General features: G+C 66.7%; 14 protein-coding genes. 12 read left to right on the forward strand and 2 right to left on the reverse strand.

Translation table 11 applies throughout. The annotated features are described in order from the left end of the window. The 12 genes from K3725_RS22090 (at position 1) to K3725_RS22145 (ending at position 16,425) form a co-directional block, all read left to right on the forward strand. Entirely contained in the window at positions 1-1,836 is a 1,836-nt protein-coding gene (locus K3725_RS22090; protein WP_260019164.1) for a carbamoyltransferase, read from the forward strand. A 27-nt stretch (positions 1,837-1,863) separates the two neighbouring features. Next, positions 1,864-3,219, forward strand: a complete 1,356-nt coding sequence (locus K3725_RS22095; protein ID WP_260019165.1) for an SGNH/GDSL hydrolase family protein — start codon at positions 1,864-1,866, stop codon at positions 3,217-3,219. Continuing rightward, positions 3,216-4,790 carry a carbamoyltransferase C-terminal domain-containing protein gene (locus tag K3725_RS22100; protein WP_260019166.1) on the forward strand — a complete coding sequence of 525 codons (1,575 nt, stop codon included), beginning with the start codon at positions 3,216-3,218 and terminating at the stop codon, positions 4,788-4,790. The genes K3725_RS22095 and K3725_RS22100 overlap by 4 nt, the downstream gene beginning before the upstream one ends. Before the next feature lie 211 nt (positions 4,791-5,001). Next, positions 5,002-7,209: a YjbH domain-containing protein gene (locus K3725_RS22105; RefSeq protein WP_260019167.1), complete on the forward strand. Its 2,208-nt coding sequence runs from the start codon at positions 5,002-5,004 to the stop codon at positions 7,207-7,209. Next, the gene (locus K3725_RS22110) at positions 7,206-7,895 is read left to right on the forward strand and encodes a YjbF family lipoprotein (RefSeq protein WP_260019168.1); all 690 of its coding nucleotides are present in this window, start codon (positions 7,206-7,208) and stop codon (positions 7,893-7,895) included. The genes K3725_RS22105 and K3725_RS22110 overlap by 4 nt, the downstream gene beginning before the upstream one ends. Positions 7,896-8,081: 186 nt before the next feature. After that, positions 8,082-8,345: a hypothetical protein gene (locus K3725_RS22115; protein ID WP_260019169.1), complete on the forward strand. Its 264-nt coding sequence runs from the start codon at positions 8,082-8,084 to the stop codon at positions 8,343-8,345. A gap of 533 nt (positions 8,346-8,878) precedes the next feature. Then, complete coding sequence (locus K3725_RS22120) at positions 8,879-10,318, forward strand: mannose-1-phosphate guanylyltransferase/mannose-6-phosphate isomerase (protein ID WP_260019170.1); 1,440 nt, start codon at positions 8,879-8,881, stop codon at positions 10,316-10,318. 450 nt (positions 10,319-10,768) lie between these two features. After that, positions 10,769-11,920 carry a glycosyltransferase family 4 protein gene (locus K3725_RS22125; protein WP_409201611.1) on the forward strand — a complete coding sequence of 384 codons (1,152 nt, stop codon included), beginning with the start codon at positions 10,769-10,771 and terminating at the stop codon, positions 11,918-11,920. Beyond that, positions 11,920-12,825: a sulfotransferase domain-containing protein gene (locus tag K3725_RS22130; RefSeq protein WP_260019172.1), complete on the forward strand. Its 906-nt coding sequence runs from the start codon at positions 11,920-11,922 to the stop codon at positions 12,823-12,825. The genes K3725_RS22125 and K3725_RS22130 overlap by 1 nt, the downstream gene beginning before the upstream one ends. A gap of 25 nt (positions 12,826-12,850) precedes the next feature. Beyond that, the gene (locus tag K3725_RS22135; protein WP_260019173.1) at positions 12,851-13,645 is read left to right on the forward strand and encodes a sulfotransferase family protein; all 795 of its coding nucleotides are present in this window, start codon (positions 12,851-12,853) and stop codon (positions 13,643-13,645) included. Then, entirely contained in the window at positions 13,642-14,895 is a 1,254-nt protein-coding gene (locus K3725_RS22140; RefSeq protein ID WP_260019174.1) for a lipopolysaccharide biosynthesis protein, read from the forward strand. Before K3725_RS22135 ends, K3725_RS22140 begins: the two co-directional genes overlap by 4 nt. Positions 14,896-15,051: 156 nt before the next feature. After that, positions 15,052-16,425 (forward strand): hypothetical protein, encoded by a 1,374-nt coding sequence (locus tag K3725_RS22145; RefSeq protein WP_260019175.1) that lies wholly within the window; start codon positions 15,052-15,054, stop codon positions 16,423-16,425. Positions 16,426-16,456: 31 nt separating this feature from the next. On the opposite strand, the gene K3725_RS22150 is transcribed toward K3725_RS22145, so the two are convergent. Together K3725_RS22150 and K3725_RS22155 are read right to left on the reverse strand one after the other, a co-directional pair. Next, complete coding sequence (locus K3725_RS22150) at positions 16,457-17,692, reverse strand: glycosyltransferase family 4 protein (RefSeq protein ID WP_260019176.1); 1,236 nt, start codon at positions 17,690-17,692, stop codon at positions 16,457-16,459. 46 nt (positions 17,693-17,738) lie between these two features. Further along, positions 17,739-19,118 carry a polysaccharide biosynthesis/export family protein gene (locus K3725_RS22155; RefSeq protein WP_260019177.1) on the reverse strand — a complete coding sequence of 460 codons (1,380 nt, stop codon included), beginning with the start codon at positions 19,116-19,118 and terminating at the stop codon, positions 17,739-17,741. Positions 19,119-19,126 lie beyond the last annotated feature (8 nt).

Consider the following 19,126-nt stretch of genomic DNA (forward strand, 5'->3'; position numbering starts at 1 on the left):
ATGACCTATCTGCTGGGAATTTCGGCACTCTATCATGACAGTGCAGCAGCGCTGCTGCGCGACGGCGAGATTGTTGCCGCCGCCCAGGAGGAGCGCTTCACCCGCCGCAAGCATGACCCGGGCTTTCCCGCCCATGCCATAGCCTATGTGCTGGAGGAAGCGGGCATCACCCTGGACCAGGTCGATCACGCGGTGTTCTACGACAAGCCGTTCCTGAAATTCGAGCGGCTGCTGGAAACCTATCTGGCGGTGGCGCCGAAGGGGTTCAATTCCTTCCGCATGGCGATGCCGGTCTGGCTGCGCGAGAAGCTGTTCCTGAAGGATCTGCTGACCAAGGAGCTGCGCCGCTGCGATGCCGGCTTCAGCGCTGAAAAGCTGCTGTTTGCAGAACACCACATGAGCCACGCCGCCAGCGCCTTTTACCCCTCGCCCTTCGAGGAGGCGGTGGTGCTGACGCTGGACGGGGTCGGCGAATGGGCCACCACCACCGTCGCCATCGGCCGCGGCCATGATCTGAAGATGGTGAAGGAGCTGCATTTCCCGCATTCGCTGGGGCTGCTCTATTCCGCCTTCACCTATTACACCGGCTTCAAGGTCAATTCCGGCGAATACAAGCTGATGGGGCTGGCGCCCTATGGCGAGCCGCGGTTCTATGAACTGATCCTCACGCATCTGGTCGACCTCAAAGCGGACGGCTCGTTCCGGCTGAACCAGGCGTATTTCAACTACATCTCCGGCCTCACCATGACCGGGCCGGCGCTGGAAAAACTGTTCGGCGCGCCGGTGCGCAAGCCGGAGACCGATCCGCTGACCCAGTTTCACATGGATGTGGCCGCCTCGATCCAGAAGGTGACCGAGGAGATCGTGCTGCGGATGACCCGCAGCCTGGCGCAGGAATACGGCATTCCCAATCTCTGCATGGCCGGCGGGGTGGCGCTCAACTGCGTCGCCAACGGCAGGATCCTGCGCGACGGCGCTTTTGAGAACCTCTGGGTGCAGCCCGCGGCGGGCGATGCCGGCGGCGCCCTGGGGGCCGCCTATGCCGCCTGGCACCAGGAACTGCAGCAGCCGCGCCGGGTCAATGGCGGCGACGCGATGCGCGGCGCCTATCTGGGGCCGCAGTTTGCCGACAGCAAGGTGGCGGACCGGCTCAGCGCCGCCGGCGCCCGCTTCACCACCCACGGCAAGGACGAGCTGACCGGTCTGACGGCCCAGGCGCTGGCCGAGGGCAAGGCGGTGGGCTGGTTCCAGGGGCGGATGGAATTCGGGCCGCGGGCGCTTGGCGGCCGCTCGATCCTGGGCGATCCGCGCTCCCCCTCGATGCAGAAGATCCTGAACCTCAAGGTCAAGTACCGCGAAAGCTTCCGCCCCTTTGCCCCCTCGGTCCTGGCCGAGGACGCAGGCCGCTGGTTCGAGCTGGACGGCAGCAGCCCCTACATGCTGCTGGTGGCCGGGGTGCAGCCCGGCCGGCGGCGGCAGATGAGCGCCGAGGAGGAGGCGCTGTTCGGCATCGACAAGCTGAACGTGGCGCGCTCCGAGATCCCGGCGGTGACCCATGTGGACTATTCCGCCCGGGTGCAGACGGTGCATGCGGAGACCAACCCGGACTATCATGCGCTGATTTCCCGTTTCAAGGCGCTCACCGGCTGCCCGCTGGTGGTCAACACCTCCTTCAACGTGCGCGGCGAGCCGATCGTCTGCACCCCCGAAGACGCCTTCCACTGCTTCATGGGCACCGAAATGGATCTGCTGGCCGCGGGCAACTGCCTGCTGCGCAAGGAGGACCAGGATCCGGGCCTGCGGGAGAATTACGAAACCAAATACGAACTGGACTGACCGGCCCGGCAAGCAAGGAGACGCAGCATGGCACAGATATCCGCAGGGCAGGGGGGCGCCGGACGGCTGCTGTGCCTGATCCCGGCGGTTTATTTCCTGGCCATTGCGGCTTATGCGCTGCTGCACCCGGAGCATTTCACGGCCGGGCTGCCCCGCTTCCTGCGCTATGTGGCTGTGCCCGGCGCGCTGGCGCTCGTCCTCGCCGCCGCCGCCTTCCGGCTGCCGTCCGCCGCCCGGCTGATGACCGGGCTTGCCACGGTTTCGGTGCTGGCGGCGCTGTTCCTGTTCGAGGCCTGGCTGACCTTGCTTCACCTGCCCGCCCAGGCCGGAATGCTGGGGCTGGACAGCAGAACCGCGGATACCGCGCCCTATCAGCGCAGCCTGCCGCCGGCCTATACCTTCAAGGCATTGAACGAAAAGCTCGGCACCGCCCGGCTGGAGATGGCGGTGCTGGAAGGCCGCCCCGGCGCGCCGGTGTACCTGTGCAGCCGGGCCGCCGGGCCGGTCACCTACCGCTCCGGCCGCTTCGGGTTCCGCAACCCGGACCCCGGCAGCGCACCGGGCCAGCCCGCCGGAATGCTGCTGCTGGGCGATTCCTTTGCCGAAGGCATGTGCCTGCCCGACGGCGAGGATCTGGCCAGCCGCCTGCGGCAGCGCTTTCCCGGCCTGGTCAATTCCGGCACCCGCGGCGCCGGCCCGCTCTACGAGCTGGCGGTGCTGGGCCGCTACGGGCCGCTGCTGAAGCCGCGGCTCACCGTGATGGCCTTCTTTTCCGGCAACGACTGGACCAACCTGGAGCGCGAAGCCGCCTTGCCCTGGCTGGCCGAAGCCCTGCAGGAAGACGCCCGCTTCGGCCCGGCGGGCAGCCCGGAGCGGCAGGCCGAAGCGGAAGCGGTGATCCGGGGCTGGTGGCAGCAAAGCCGCCCGCCTCTGCTGGAATACGCCAGCCGCCGGAAGTTCCTGCGCAACTTCCTGGCGCTGCAGAAAACGGCCGCGGTGCTGGGCCTGCATTACCCGCAGGCGGCGCAGCCGATGCCGCTCTATGATGCGGTGCTGCAGCGGGCGGCCGGCATCACCGCGCAGTGGGACGGCGAGCTGGTGGTGGTGTTCATTCCGGAGGTCAACCGCTTCCACGGGCTGTTCCGCAGCGAGTCCGTGCATGATCCGCTGCGCCGGATCGTGGCGCAGTCGGCGGCCCGGGCCGGGCTGCGGATGATCGATCTCACCGAGGGGTTTGAAGCCAGCCCCGATCCCCGGGCGCTTTATGCGCCCGATGCGCATTTCAGCGCCGCCGGCGCGGAACTGGCGGCGCAGATCATTGCCCGTGCAGCCGGTGCCGGAACAGAAACCGCCGCCCGGCAGGGAAAGGGAAACCGGCCATGAAGATCCTGTCATTCAAATCCGGACATGACGGCACCGTTGCCGGGGCGGATGCCGCCCGCGGCCAGCTGCTGTTTTCCTATGAGGCGGAAAAAGACAGCCACCCGCGCGCCGCGCCGGTCACCCCGGACACCTTCATCGACGCGGGCCTCTGGTTCCGGGAACTGCCCGATGTGCTGGCGCTCAGCGGATGGTCCGGCACCGGCAGCACCCATGCCACCGCCTCCGGGGCCGGCTATTTCGGCACCGGGCCGGGTTCCGAGCGGATCGGCAAGAAGACCTTCTTCGGCAAGACGCTGGACTATTATTCCTCCACCCATGAGCGCGCCCATATCTGGAGCGCCTATGCGCTGTCGCCCTTCCCCCAGGGGCAGCCCTGCTATGTGCTGGTCTGGGAGGGGGCGCTGGGGGATTTCTACGAGATCACCGCGGATCTGGAGATCCGCCGCCTGGGCCGGGTGATGGAGGCGCCCGGCGCCCGCTTCGCGGCTCTCTACGGGCTGGCGGATCCCGCCTTTCAGCTGCCGCCCGGACAGCAGCGGCGGCAGGATCCCGGGCGGCTGATGGCCGCCGCCGCCCTGGGCCGCAACGGTGCGGCGGATACGCAGGAACAGGCGCTGATCACCCATCTGCTGGAGGCGCCGCTGGAACAGGCGCTGGACAAGGTGCGGCTGGCCGCCTCGCCGCTCTGCAATGCCGGCACCCAAAGCCAGGCGCTGCGCGATCTGGCGGTGAAACTGCAGGATGCGCTGTTCCTGCGGTTTCATGATTTTGCCGCCCGGACCCTGACCAAAGGCTATCCGCTGCTGATTTCCGGCGGCTGCGGGCTCAACTGCGGCTGGAACAGCCGCTGGCGCGAATGCGGCCTGTTCCAGGATGTCTTCGTGCCGCCCTGCACCGGGGATTCCGGCTGCGCCATCGGCACCGCCGCAGATGCGATGCGCCATTTCACCGGCCGCGCCAAGCTGGACTGGAGCGTCTATTGCGGCCAGCCCTTCCTCGACGACCGGGCGGCAATGAACGGGGCGCTGAACGGCGCCCGGACCGAAGAGCTGAAGCTGGAGACCGTGGCGCAGGCGCTGTTGGAGGGCAAGGTTATCGGCTGGGCCCGCGGCAATTGCGAGATCGGACCGCGCGCGCTTGGCAACCGCTCGATCCTGGCGGCCCCCTTCGAGGCCTCGATGCGGGTGCGGCTGAACCGGATCAAGGGCCGCGCCGATGACAGCCCGGTGGCGCCGGCCTGCCTGGAAGAGGACGCCGCGCGGCATTTCAGCGGCCCGCTGCCGGCCCCGCATATGCTGGATTTCCATCAGGTCACCGATCCGCAGCTGCAGGCGGTCACCCATGCTGACGGCTCGGCCCGGCTGCAGACCGTCAGCCGGACGCAAAACCCGGCGTTCCATGATCTGCTGACCGCCTTCAAGGCGCAGTCGGGGACCGGCGTGCTGTGCAATACCTCGCTGAATTTTCCGGATGCGGGTTTCATCAACAAGACCAGCGATCTCTGCCATTACGCCCGCTCCGCAGGCCTCGACGGCTTTGTGGCCGGCACCAGCTGCTACTGGTTCGGCTGACCGGCGCAGGGCCGGAGGCACAAGGAAACCGGAGGGCAGGGCAGGGAGGGCGGAACTGCGGCCTGAGGGCTGCACCGCCGGCAAAAGCGCACCCCCCGGCAGCGCGGCAATTGATCCGGCCCGGCCATCCATGCTCTAAGCGGGGCAGCAAATAACACGCCCGGGGCCGCGGCACCCGGCAGCAGGCAGTTCCGAGAAGGCAGGTTTCCCCGTGACCCCGATCAAGACCCTCATGCGCAGGACCGTTCCGGCAATGCTGCTGTGCCTGGCCGCTGCCCCTGGCCCGGCACAGCCGCCGCAGGCGGCCCCGGAAACCGGGCCGGGATCCGCGGCCGCGGCGCCGCGGCTGAAACCGCTGCCGCCCCCCAGCCTCAACTTCTACGGCTCCCCCGGCCTCATCGACCTGCCAAGCGCCGAGATGCTGCCGGACGGCCAGTATGCGGTCACCTATTCCTGGTTTGCCGGCATTTCCCGCTACAACATGACCTTCCAGGCGCTGCCCTGGCTGTCGGCCAGCTTCCGCTACAACGGCATCCAGGACCTGAACCTGTTCGGCTTCAGCACCTATTACGACCGCGGCTTCGATGTGCGCGCCCGGCTCTGGCGCGAGCGGGGCTGGCTGCCCGAGGTCACCCTCGGCCTGCAGGATTTCGCCGGCACCGGGGTTTATGCGGCAGAGTATCTCGTCGCCACCAAACGGTTCGAAGCCGCCGCCTTGGGCTGGGGCCGGGGGCCGGGGCGGCTGAAGCTCACCGGCGGCTTCGGCTGGGGGCGGCTCGGCAGCAACGGCGGCATCGCCACCACCGGCGGCGCCCGCCCCAGTTTCGTGGGCGGCGACACCGGCGGCGAACTGGCCACCGACCAGTGGTTCCGCGGCACGGTGTCCCCCTTTGCGGGCTTTGAATGGCAGCCGGACGAGCGCTGGAGCTTCAAGGCGGAATATTCCACCGATGCCTATGTGACCGAAACCCGCGATTCAGATGTGTTCGAGCACAAGTCGGCCGCGAACTTCGGGGTCGAATACCAGCGCTCGGAGCGGCTGCGCCTGGGCGCCTATTACCTCTACGGCTCGGAATTCGGCCTCACCGCCCAGATCCAGCTCAACCCCAAGCACCCGCCGACCCCGATGGCGGTGCCCGCACCGCATCCGGTTGTGCCGCGCAGCCACTGGGCCACAGAGCAGGCGCATTGGAGCCGGGACTGGGCCGCCAGCGAGGCCAGGCAGCGGCAGATCCGCGATCTGGCGGCAGAGGCGCTGAAGGCGGACGGGCTGGTGCTGGAGGCGATCACCCTTGAGGGCACCCGGGCCGAGCTGCGCTACCGCAACCCGCGCTACCGGTCGGCAGGGCAGGCGGCCGGCCGTGCCGCCCGCGCCCTGGCGCAGGCACTGCCGCCCTCGGTGGAGACCTTCCGCCTGGTGCCGGTGCACCGCGGCACCGGCCTTGCGGCGGTCGAGATCCGCCGCTCCGACCTGGAGGCGCTGGAGTTCAGCCCCGACGCCCCGGACGCGCTGTTTGCCGCAACCGGGGTCAGCGAGGCCGGGCCGCTGCCGCCGGATGCGCTGTTCTCAGGCGAGCTGTACCCGGCTTTCGCCACCTCGGTCAGCCCCTATACCAAACCGGCCTATTTCGACCCGGAGCAGCCGTTCCGGATCGATGCGGGACTGGATTTCGCCGCGTCTTACGCACCCGCGCCCGGCTGGCGCATCGCCGGCACCATCCGCCAGCGGCTGGCCGGCAATGTGAAGAACGGCCGCGCCTCCAACTCGGTGCTGCCGCATGTGCGCACCGATCAGGTGGAATATGCCCAGTTCGGCACCACCCTGGAAAACCTCTATGTCAGCCGCCTGTGGAAACCGGGCCGCAATCTCTATGCCCGAGCCAGCGCCGGCCTGTTCGAGAGCATGTACGGCGGCGTCTCGGGCGAGGTTCTGTGGAAGCCGGTGAACAGCCGCCTCGGCCTCGGCATGGACCTGAACTATGTGGTGCAGCGCGATTTCGACCAGCGGTTCTCCTTCCGCGACTACCGGGTGCTGACCGGCCATGCCTCGGCCTATTACGAGCTGGACCGCGGCTACCAGCTGCAGGTTGATGCGGGCCGCTACCTGGCCGGCGATTACGGCGGCACCTTCAGCCTGAACCGGGAGTTCGACAACGGCTTTCTGGTCGGCGCCTTCTTCACCCTCACCAATGTTTCCGCCGAGGATTTCGGCGAAGGCTCCTTTGACAAGGGTTTCCGCTTCCGCATTCCGGTGGACTGGCTCCTGGGCAAGCCGTCGCGTTCCGGCTTCGGCCTGACCATCCGCCCGACCCAGCGCGACGGCGGCCAGAAGGTGGTGGTGCCGGACCGGCTCTATGCCCCGGTGCGCGCGGCCCACCGCCGCAGCCTGGAAGAACAGCGCGCGAGGTTCTGGGAATGACGCTGATCCGATTGACCGCCGCTCTGGCCGCGGCCCTGCTGCTGCTGGCGTCCTGCGCCCGCGGCCCCGAGGAGAAACCGGGCGAACTGGAAGTGCTGCAGGCGGTGGGGGAGCAGATCAGCCGCCGCCGCAAGCCGGCACCGCCCGCCGCACCGCTGACCCGGGCGCTCCTGGACCAGCAGCCGCAGAACTACATCGAGGTCACCATCGAGAACCGCGATGCCAAGGCCTATCTGGTCCGCGTTCTGGAGCGCCGCGACAGCCATCCCGGCACCATCGAGGTCTGGCGCACCCAGGACAATGTCTCGCTTGCCTTCCGGCAGGGCATGGTAATTGCCACCCGCGGCCTTGGCGGCGGCCTGCTGTCGGCAGAGGTGCCGGCTGCAGAGGGCGTTGGCGGCCCGGCCCGCGGCGGCGCCCGGCGCTACAGCTTGCGCGCCGATGGCAATGGCCAGAGGGTGGTGGCCATGGCCTGCAGGCTGCAGGATCTGGGCCCGGAGACGGTGGAAATTGTCGAAATCACCCGCCCCGTCCGCCACCTGCAGGAATACTGCGAAGGCGCCGGCGGGGTGGTGGTCAACGATTACTGGGTTGATTCGCGCCCGGGGCGCACCCTGGTCTGGCAGTCGCGGCAATGGGCCGGCGCAGAGACCGGCTATGTGCGGATCCGCCATCTGCAGCGCTGAGGCGGCGCGGATTTCCGGCCCGCGCCTGCCGCCCGGCCCTCGCGGCTTTGCCGCAACGAACGGAAAAAATCGGTCCTGCAAACCGGATTTCAACTGTTTTGCAGCTATTCCATGCGTTGAAATGAAAACCAGCCTCCCCTAAGGTCGCCTCAACACGTCTTTCACAGTTCTCCAAAGGAGTTTGACATGAAGAATCTTCTGACTGCCCTGACCCTGGCCGCACTGGCCTCCGCCACCGCCGTTTCGGCGCAGCAGCAGTCGGCTGCACCGGCTGCACCGGGTGCCGGCGCAGGCGCCGGCGGCGCAGGTGCAGGCGCCGCGGCCCAGAGCGGCTTTGCCCTGGGCGGCCTGAGCGCAGGTGCCGTGGCCGGCATCGTGGCCGCTGCCGTTGTGGTCGGCGTGGTTGCCAATGACGACGACACCTCCGGCACCACCACCACCACCGAGTGATGCCCCCGGGCGCCCCGGCGGGGCGCAGGCAGGACTTCAGGAAAACGGGCCCTTGCAGGCCCGTTTTTTGCATTCCGCTCTATGGTCAGGGCACCACCCGGATCCGGCGGATCCAGACCAGCTTGCAATGCGTTTAAGACCTTTACATAATCATCATTACAGGATTTTTCTTCGTAAGCGCAAAGCAGTAATGCCACCCATCGGCAAAGCAGAAGTGTCACTCTCTTCGCATAAGGCAGCGAGGACGAGCGGACATGGGATGGGTGATGATGAGCGAGCGCGAGTTGAACCGCGTTGAGGTTCTGGCGCAGGTCGATGACGGGCCGGTAACACCGCCGGGCACCGGGGCCCGGCCGGCCGGAGGAAGCGGCGGGAATCCCGGCTGCGGCCAAAGGCGCATCGGGCAGCATATCACTTCAGCACGTCCTTTAACCCCATGATGAAGTTTTGTTGCAATACTGCTCTTTGACTTACCGCCATGAAGGCCATTACCTAAAGCCGGAGCGCGACCAACCATTGATCGAGTGTAAATCATGCTGATTACCCCCGTCCTCCTGTGCGGAGGCTCCGGAACCCGCCTGTGGCCCTTGTCGCGCAAGAGCTACCCCAAGCAGTTTGTCCCGATCATGGGCGAGGAGACCCTGTTTCAGGCCTCAGCGCGCCGCCTGTCCGGTGAAACCGGCAGCTTCCGCTTTGCCGCCCCCATGGTTCTGACCAATTCCGATTTCCGTTTCATCGTGACGGAACAGCTGCAGACAGCCGGCATCGACCCCGGCGCCATCCTGATTGAACCGGACGGGCGCAACACCGGGCCGGCAGTGCTGGCAGCCGCCCTGCGCGCCCATTCCGAAACTGAAGAGGCGGTTCTCCTGGTGGCCCCGTCGGATCACGTGGTGCCGGACACCGCGGCGTTCCACGCAGCGGTGTCCCGCGGCCTTGAGGCGGTGGCCCAGGGCCAGCTGGTGACCTTCGGCATCACCCCCAGCCATGCAGAAACCGCCTATGGCTATCTCGAGCTTGCCGCCGCGGCGGACAGCGGCGGCGCGCCGGTGCCGCTCAAGCAGTTCGTGGAAAAGCCGGATGCGGCCCGCGCCGCCGACATGCTGGCGGCCGGCAATTTCAAGTGGAACGCAGGCATCTTCCTGTTCCGCGCCGCGGATATCATCGCCGCCTTTGCAGCCCATGCGCCGGCATTGATGGCCCCGGTGCAGGCGGCGCTGGATGAGGCGCGGCCGGACCTCGGCTTCCTGCGCCTCGCACCAAAGCCCTGGAGCCGCGCCGAAGACATTTCCATCGACTATGCGGTGATGGAAAAGGCGGAAAACCTCTCGGTTGTGCCCTTTGATGCGGCCTGGTCCGACCTTGGCGGCTGGGATGCGGTCTGGCGCGAAAGCGGGCCGGATGCGGACGGCGTTGTCACCAGCGGCGGCGCCACGGCAATTGACTGCCAGGACACGCTCCTGCGCTCCGACAGCGAGCAGCTGGAGGTGGTCGGCATCGGACTGGACGGCATCATGGCAGTGGCGATGAATGACGCGGTGCTGGTGGCCGACAAATCCCGCGCCCAGGATGTGAAGAAGGCGGTTGCCGCGCTGAAGAAAAAGGGCGCGGTCCAGGCCACCCAGTTCCCCAAGGACCACCGCCCCTGGGGCTGGTTCGAAAGCCTGGTGGTGGGCGACCGGTTCCAGGTCAAGCGAATCCTGGTGCACCCCGGCGCGGCGCTGAGCCTGCAGAGCCATGTGCACCGTTCCGAGCACTGGATCGTTGTCGAGGGCACCGCCAAGGTGACGGTGGACGGCGAGGTGAAGCTCGTGACCGAGAACGAAAGCGTCTACGTGCCGCTGGGCTCGGTCCACCGGATGGAGAACCCGGGCAAGGTGCCGATGGTCCTGATCGAGGTGCAGACCGGGGCCTATGTCGGAGAAGATGACATCATTCGTTATGAGGATGTCTATGCCCGCGGCCAGGGATGAGACGCGGCAGCGCTGATGAGCCGTTCAAGGGCCTGCATCAGACACCTGCCTGCCTTCTCCCCCCCGCCATAGGTCAAACGGCAGCCCTGTGTGCAGAGCACCGGGTGTGGCCCGGCCGGTTTGAAGCCTGCCAGGCAACGCTCTGGCCTGTATCGCTTGCTCCCTTCCGGACACGCCTTCCCCGCCCGCCTGCCAGAAGCCGTCCGCCAGGGTCCCGGCCATAAACCGCATGGTGAATTTATTGCCGCGGTTTCCCTCCTGAGGCTTGTCAGTGCGGCAGGCATTTACTAGGACCGGAGGCAAGCGCACTTTGATCGAGTATTTTTTCATGCTGATTACTCCCGTCCTCTCGTGCGGAGGCGCCGGATCCCGTTTGCAACCGCGTTTCTGCGGGAAGGGCTTCGCAAGGCGAAAGGCAGCGCCGCTCCTGCCGGTTGCCGCCTCATTTTCATGACCCCGCTCATTCATGCGCAGAGTACTCACCCCATTCCGCAGAAGGCCCCAAAAGATTTGCCCAAGCCGCTGAAGATACTCCACAGCTCCGAAACCATCCAAGGCGGAGTTGGCAGCTACCTGCGCATTCTCTCCGGAATGCCGGAGCAGGAGGCTGAGCAGATCTTTCTGATCCCGTCCAATCACCGGCGCCATCTGCTGCCAAATGATCCGCGGATCCGGACCTATCCGCAGAAGAAGCGCGGCCTGCGGGGATGCTGGCAGCAGGCCAAACACATCCGCCGCTGCATTCAGCAGGAAAAACCGGACATTCTCTTCCTGCATTCCAGCTTTGCCCTGATCGCGCTTGCCCTGCTGCGGCTGCGCGGGCTGGACCTGCCTGTTCTCTATTGCCCGCATGGCTGGGCCTTCAGCCGCTACGAGACTGGCAGCGTCAAGGCCAGGCTCACCGCTGCAGCCGAGGGGTTTCTGGCGGGCCTCGCTGACGTTTCCATCAGCATTTCCCGGCATGACTTGGAGCTTGCCAGGACGCAGGGCTACCGCGGCCGCCATCAGCTGCTGGAAAACGCGGTGCCGGCCCCGGCGCAAGACGCGGCTTCGACGCTTTTTGCCGCAACCCCGGATGCGCTGAACGTTCTGTTTGTCGGCCGCCTGGACCGGCAGAAAGGATGCGACATCCTGTTCCCGGCGTTTGAGAAAGCCGCCAGGCAGCGCCCTGATCTGCGCCTGCATGTGGTGGGGGAAGCCGTGCGGGCTGACGGGAGCGGCGTTGCGGCCCCCGGACAGGTCAATTTTGCAGGATGGGTGGACAGCAGCGCGCTTGACAGCTGGTACCGCTCTGCCGACGTGCTTGTGGTGCCATCCAGATGGGAGGGGTTCGGGCTCGTCGTTGCAGAAGCAATGCGCAACGGCACCCCCGTGATCTGCAGCAGCAGAGGCGCGCTTCCTGATCTGGTCCGCGAGAACGAGACCGGACATATCTTCGCGCTGGAGGAAACAGCCTTGTGCAATTGCCTTCTCTCTCTCAGGAAAGAAGACCTGCGGGCCATGCGCACGGCCTGCCTGGAGACCTACAAGACGCGCTTTTCCATGGAACGCTTCACCCGGGACCTGATTGGTCTCTACAACGGCATGCTGAAGGCGGTATGATGGCTGATCTGACATGGCTGCCCAACTTCCTGATTGCAGGCGCCCCCAAGGCCGGGACGTCCTCCTTGCAGCGCTGGATTGCCGACCACCCCGATGCCTTCGGCTCAACCGACAAGGAAACCTATTTCCTGGTGGATCCGGGCACGCATATGCACCGGCCCGGTTTTCACGTGTCCCAGGGGCTTGAAACCTGGCAGGCACAGTTCCCGGTGCCCCCCGGCAGCCGCCCGAAAATCATCGTGGAATCGACCCCCGCCTATATCTACTACCAGACCGCGCTGCAGGTGGCGCCCGACTTGCCGAGCCGGCCCAAATGCCTGTTCATCCTGCGCGAGCCCGGGGCGCAGATCCATTCGCTGTACAGCTATTTCCGTGACAATTGGGACTGGGTGCCGGCAGATATGGGGTTTGCGGAGTTCCTGGAGGCCGCGCGGCAGGGCAGCCATGGCTTCAAGGGCAACGAACTGGCCCGCAACGCCTTCGCGCATGCCCGTTACATAGACTTTCTCGAGCCATGGCAGGCGCGCCTCGGAGAGGACCGGATGATGGTGGCCACCTTCGACGAGCTGAAGAGCGACCAGCGCGGGCTGACCCGGCGTGTGGCGGAGTGGCTTGGCCTCGACCCGGGTTTTTACGAGGACTACGGGTTTCCGCGCGAGAACGAGACCTACACCCCCAGGAACAGGGCTCTGCAGTCGCTGAATGTGAAACTCCGCAGCCATCTTCCCAAGGGCCGCGCCTATGAGCTGGCCCGCGGCATCTACCGCCGGCTGAACACGCAGAAGCGGCGCGGGCCGCAAGACGGCGACAAGCAGCTTATCGCCAGCCTGGGGCAGGAATTTGCCGGCAGCAACCGCCGCCTGGCCGGCCGGTTCGGCCTGGACCTGCGCAGCTGGCCGGTGTGAACGGATATGCAGGAATGGAAACGCCATGGGCATTGTTGATCAGGCAAAGGCGCTGCGGGCGATCGCCAGCCAGCGCCTGCTGCCGCAGAAGTTTGTGTTTCACCACGTGCCGAAATGCGGCGGGACATCCGTAGGGCGCGCCCTGCGCAAGCGCTACATCCTCAGCCAGGCCACGGTCACACCGGAATCGAGCTACCGCGCCTTTGAAGCCTTCACCGGCCGCAGCGACCGGGAGCAGATGCTGATCGACGTGCTGGACCTGCGCGAGCAGATGCTGCTCTACCATCTGTACGAAGGGGTCAGGGGAATCTCGCTGCATGTGCGGTTTTCCGAACATGCCCGCGCCCGGTTCGGCGGCAGCTACAAGTTCGTCACCATTCTCAGGGACCCGGTGGAGCGTTTCGTGTCGCATTACCACTGGAGCCACGGCAAGCCGGAAGCCCACGCACGGATCGAAGAGGACTTCCCGGCCTTTCTCAAAACCGAGCGCGCCCGCCGCATCGGCGCCACCTACGCGGAATATTTCTGCGGCCTGCCCAAGGAGATCCCGCCGTATTCCGATGACGCGGTGGCCGCCGCCATCGCCAACCTGGCGCACTTCCAGGTGATCGGCCGCCTGGACCGGCTGGATCTCTTCGAGCAGGATCTCAGGCGGGAACTGGGCGTGCGCATACGCATCGGCCACGAAAACAAGGGCAAACCGCAGGCCCGCCGCAAGAGCGAGCTGGACAGCCCGGAGCTGCGGGCGCAGATCGAGGCGCTCTGCGCCCCCGATCTCGCAGTGTGGAATGCGGCTTTCGGGCCGCAGGCAGCGGCATGACGCAGGCCTCCGGCGGCGCAGGCAGAAGCCGCAGCCTGGTGAGCTGGGGCCTGCTCGGCCAGGCCGCCTACGTGGCCACTCAATTCGTGCTCCTGGTCGCGCTGGCGCGTTTTTCAAGCGTTGAAACCGTTGGCTACTTTGGCCTCGCCAGCGCCATCATCATTCCGGTCTACTGGCTGATGCGGCTGGATCTGCGGGTCAATCTGGCCTCGGATTCCGCGCAGCGCTACCGCTTCAGTGAATTCCTTCTGCTGCTCGCGGGCACGATGGCGCTGGCCTATCTGGTCCTGGCCGGGCTGGCACTGACGGTGTTCGACCCGGCAGCCCGCCCGGTCCTGCTGCTGTTCGGGCTTGCCAAACTGGCGGAAACCTTCAGCGAGCTTTGCTACGGCATGTTCCAGAAGGAGCACCGGATGACGCGCGTTGCCCGGTCGCAGATCCTGCGCGGCACGCTCAGCATGGTACTGTTTGGTGCGGTCATGGCCCTGACGCGGAACGCCGCCGCCGGCTTTCTGTCGCTCTGCCTGGTCTGGGCCGGGATGCTTTTGTGTTTCGACCTGCCCGCGGCCATCCGCACCGCGCAGCGGCTGGGAGACTGGGGACCGCCCCGGCGCGCGCGCATGCTGGACCTGTTCCGCCGCTCCCTGCCGCTGGGGATGAACGGGCTGCTGTCGGCCCTGCAGGGCAACATGCCGCGCTATGCGGCCGAACGGCTGATCGGGATCGCCGCCCTGGGCCAGCTGACCGTGGTGCTCTATGCCATGCAGGCGATGACCACCGTGGCGATGGCCGCCAGCCACTCCCTGACCGCAACCTTTGCGCGCCAGGCACAGGAGGGCAACCGGACCGGGTTCTTCCGGACTTTGCACAAGCTCCTGGCGGCGGTCTGGATGATGGCGCTGGCCGCCACCGCAGCGGCCGCCCTTTGGGGGGACTGGATTCTGACGGCGGTTTTCGGGCCGGACTTTGCCGGGCTGGGCCTGGTGCTGACGATTGCCGTGTTCGGCGCCGGCCTGCGGGCCAGTGTTCTGGTCCTGCAGGGCGCGCTGCTGGCCGCGCGGCGTTTTGGCCGCAACCTGCAAGTGCGGGCCGCGATGCTGTGCCTGATGGCCCTGCTGTGCGCGGCCGGCGGCTGGGCCGGCGGGCTCACCGGCATCGCGGCCGGCATGTCCGCCAGTTTCCTGATGCACTCCGGCCTGCTGTGGCTGGCGCTGCGCAGGGAACCGTTCGGCACACCCGGCGCGGCCTGAATGCCGGAGTTTCCGCGCCTTCCAGCCCGGCCAGAAACAGGATGAGATCAAGCCGGATATGCTCTAACACTCGGTTGGGGCCGCAACGGCGGGACTGAACCGGCCCCGGGCGGCAACAGCATCACAGCGTTCCGGACAGCTTTGAGGAGAAGCACTATGGGCAGCGATTACATCTTGGCTTGGGCCGCCTGGATGATGAGCTTTGCTGCATGGCTTGCGATGGCAGGCCTGACCGTGCGGCTGCGGAGCGGGGCGCTGTTCGCAACGGTCATCGCGGTCTTCGTCTCGATGATTGCGCGCCCGCCCATCGTGCTGTTTGGCCTCAGCAGCCCGATTCCATCTGCCTGGTTTGCCGGGCAAGAGCCTGGCACATTTGCCCTGGGATCCGCGGTCTCCTGCATCTGGATCCTGGTGCTGACGCTGTCCTTCGCCTTCTGGACCTCCGCAGGGGTGCCCGGAAAAGGGCTGTTTCCCAGAGGCAGCCGCGCCTTGCGGCCTGGCGTGCTGCTGTTCTGGGGCGGCGCGCTGATCGCTGTTTCTGCCGGGATCACCTTTTACCTGGTGGCGGTGTCCGGCGGTTTTGCCGCCTTTCAGTTTGCGGTGAAGGTGTCCAAGGATTTCGCCGGGGCCTACATGCTCCGCCATATCGGAACACTTGGCCTGCTGCTGGTCATGATCGCGCTGATTTCCTTTGCCCGCCCGCGCGGCACCGGCCGTGCACAGGGCCGTGCACAGGGCCGCAGACCGGGCCGCAGACCGGGCCGCAGACCGGGCGGGCTGTTCTGGCTTTCAGCGGCGGCGCTGCTGCTTGGCCTGGCCACCAACTTCCTGTGGGGCAACAGGTACAACATCGCGCTCATTCTGATCGGGCTGGCCTTTTCCTGGCACTATCACGTCCGGCGCCTTTCGCCAGTGCGGGCAGCCGTACTCGGCCTCTGCTCGGTTGCTGCCCTGCAAGGGCTCAGAATGCTGAGAACCGCTCTGTTCAGCGAAAATGTCGGCCGCGACCTGTCGGGCGGCATGCCGTTCTGGCAGGAGATCTCCCTATCGCTGCATTTCCAGGAATTCGACGCAATGCTGCTGGCAATCCGGGATGCCGGCAGCCTGTTTGATTTCCGCCACGGCGCGGATTTTCTGAACGGATTGCTGAGCTGGGTGCCCAGAGCCCTTTTCCCTTCCAAAGAGACCTTCCATATCGGCGGGTGGCTGCGGCAGGTTTATGAACCCCACACCATCAATGGCTGGCCCCCGGCCTTGCCCGGGGCCTGGTACATCAATTTCGGATCGCTCGGCATCATTCTGGGGGCCATTCTGTCCGGCTTCCTGCTGGCGGTTTTTGATGCGCATTACCGCGACAAATCCAGCCCTTGGAACACGGTCATGGGGGTGATGCTGCCGCTTCTGATAGCGGGCGGCGGGATATCGATGGGATTGCCGCAGCAAATCTTCATGACGGTATTGCCGCTCTGGGTTCTCTGCCTTCTGGCGCATGGCACACCGCGCCTTCAAGCCACGCCCGGCACCGCCTGATTCAAGCCCGCGCCGGGGCAAACAGCCGGATTCAGGCCTGATGCCCGGCCAGCGCTGTCCCGTAGATCTCCAGCAGCCGCGCCACATGCCGCTCCGGCGAGACGAAGTCCCGCAGCGGCGCCGGGTCGAAACCGGGCACCGCGGCCAGTTTGCCGATGGCTTCGGCCAGGGCGGCGGGCGAGGCATCGCGGCAGAGGATGCCGTTGACACCGTCCTGAACAAATTCCGCTGCCGCCGACCAGGCGCCGGTGATGACCGGGCGGCCCTGCCCCAGGGCTTCGGCCGGTGTCAAACCGAAGGTTTCATACCACAGGCTGGGAAACACCAGGGCGCGGGAGCGCGCAATCCACGCCTCGACCTCTGCCGGCGATGCCCAGCCGGTGATCTCTGCCGCGGGATTGATCCTGCGCACATGCTCCGCGTCCGGCCCGTCGCCGACAAAGACCGCCCTGACCCCGGCCAGCTTCGCCGCCTCGGCAAAGATCCGGGCGCCCTTTTCCGGCGACATCCGGCCGATGAACAGAAAGATGTCCTGATCCTGCGCCGGCGCCGCCGGCATATCCGGAAAGACCACGGGATTGGGCACATAATGCATCCGGGCGCCGCCGGGCAGATAGGGGGCCATCACCTTGCGCTGGAGGTCCGAGATATAGATGATGTCGCGCAGGCCCGACGGCAGCTGCCCCGGCCCCCGCGTGACCGCCTGCCGGACGGCCCGCCAGGCCTTGTGCGCCGGGTGGCGCACATCGCAATTGGTCCTGAGGCAGCCGGCGCTCAGCGCCTTTCTGGTGCAGATCTCATGCTTCTTGAAATCATAGAACCCCCCGTTCGGACAGGCCAGGAAGTACTCGTGCATCGTGTAGACGGCGGCCAGCGCGCCGCCGGCCAGCTCCGGCCCGATGGAAGGAGAGAGCGCCTTGGCATAGCCATGGCAGTGAAGGACGGCCGAGGCCGGATCAAACTCCTGTGCCAGCGCCGCCAGTTCCCGCCGCGCACGGGTGTTCCAGATCCCGCGCGCCGCCGCCTTCAGACGGCTGGGGTCGGACAGGATATCCTTCTGATCCAGAAGCACGACACGGATCCCGTGCTCTTCCAGCCGCGCGTCGGCCGGCCCGGCCGCGGCGAAATAGGTCACATCCAGGCCCGTGGCGGCAAGCAGCAGCGCGCTTTCGATGGCCACCTTGGCCTGACCGCCGTTGATATGGGCAAAATCATAGGCGACGATCACGCTCTTCAGGCCGCCGCGGCCGGGTACTGCCTTGCTCATTTCAGCCTCACCTTCCGCGGGATCGTCCAGCGCCCCTGCCTTATCCTCAATCCGCCAGCGCGTTCACCGGCGCGGTGATCAGCGACGGGGTGATCTGGTCGATGGTGCGGCCCCAGCGGGTCACCGGGTTTTCCGCCACAAACACGATGTCATCGGGGCGCAGCTCGAAACGGGCCGCCAGCGGCAGATGCGCGGCATTGCGCACATCCAGGTGCCAGGCGGTCACCGCGCCGAATTCGCGGATGTCCTGTGAGGCGCGCAGCACATAGACCTCTGATGCGTCGCCGGTCTCCTTGGCGATGCCGCCGCCGGTGTCGAACAGCGCATCCGCCAGCGTTGCCTTGCGCCCGAACGGCAGCGTGTAGCGGCCCTGGGTGCGGACCTCGCCGCTGAGATAGACGTAATCCCGCTCCACCGCGTCCAGTTCCACCGCCTGGGTGAAATTCCCGCGGCGCTCTTCCAGGTCGGCGCGGCGCAGGTTGAGCGCAGCCGTCAGCTCTTCAACAGCGGCGCGGCGGCCGCTAATCGTGGTCTGCTGCAGCTGGATCTGCTGGGCAAAATAACGTTCGGCGCGATCGAGGTCGTAATCGGTATCCACAAACACCGAGTCATCCGCCAGCAGGGTCAGGCGCTGCAGCGCGGAGCGGGCATAGAGATCCTCCAGCGGGATCTGGTACATGGCGCCATCGCGGTAGATCCGCACCGAGCTGGTGTCGATATCCGCCACCGAGACCGATCCCGCTGCCGCCAGCGCCTCGCCCAGGGTGAGCGGCGTCAGGGTGATCGGGTAGACGCCGGGCGTGCCGACGGCACCGCCCACCGACACCCGGCGGGAATTGAACTCCGACACCTCCAGGCTGAAGGTCGGGTCGATCTGGCTTTCCACCAGCCGCTGGAACAGCAGCGCCTCGGCCTCATCCACGGTGAGCCCCTCAATGCGCACCCGCCCCACATCCGGGATATTGATCGCGCCGTCATCCTGCACGGTATAGCCGTTGCGGCTGTTCTGCGCCGCCAGCAGGCCCGAAAGTTCGGCAACCGTGCCCTGCGTCGAGGGGGTGGACAGCGTCACCACATCGCCGGTGCCGATGGTATAGGGGCCGGGGTCAACGCTGGGCGGCGGGTCCAGCCGCAGCCCCTGGCGGCTGCCGTCCTGGGAGGACGGCGCATCAGGCAGCGCGCCCAGGCCGCGCGGGCTGGCGCCGGCCCCGGAGCCCGCAGAGATCCCGAAGACCGCCGGCAGGGTCTTCGGCTGATAGGCGGCGCGGTTGGCAACCAGCACCGTCTCCGGCGTCATTGCCACCACCCGGACCTTGCCGGCCTCCGACACCCCGGCCTTGACGGCAGGGCTGCGGTAGATGGCCGAGCAGCCGGAGGCCAGTCCGGCCAGGGCCAGGGCGCTGAGGGCAAGGGAAATGCGGCGCACGATGCGTC

Origin of the sequence: Leisingera sp. S132 (assembly GCF_025144465.1) — a bacterium.
Lineage (GTDB): Bacteria > Pseudomonadota > Alphaproteobacteria > Rhodobacterales > Rhodobacteraceae > Leisingera.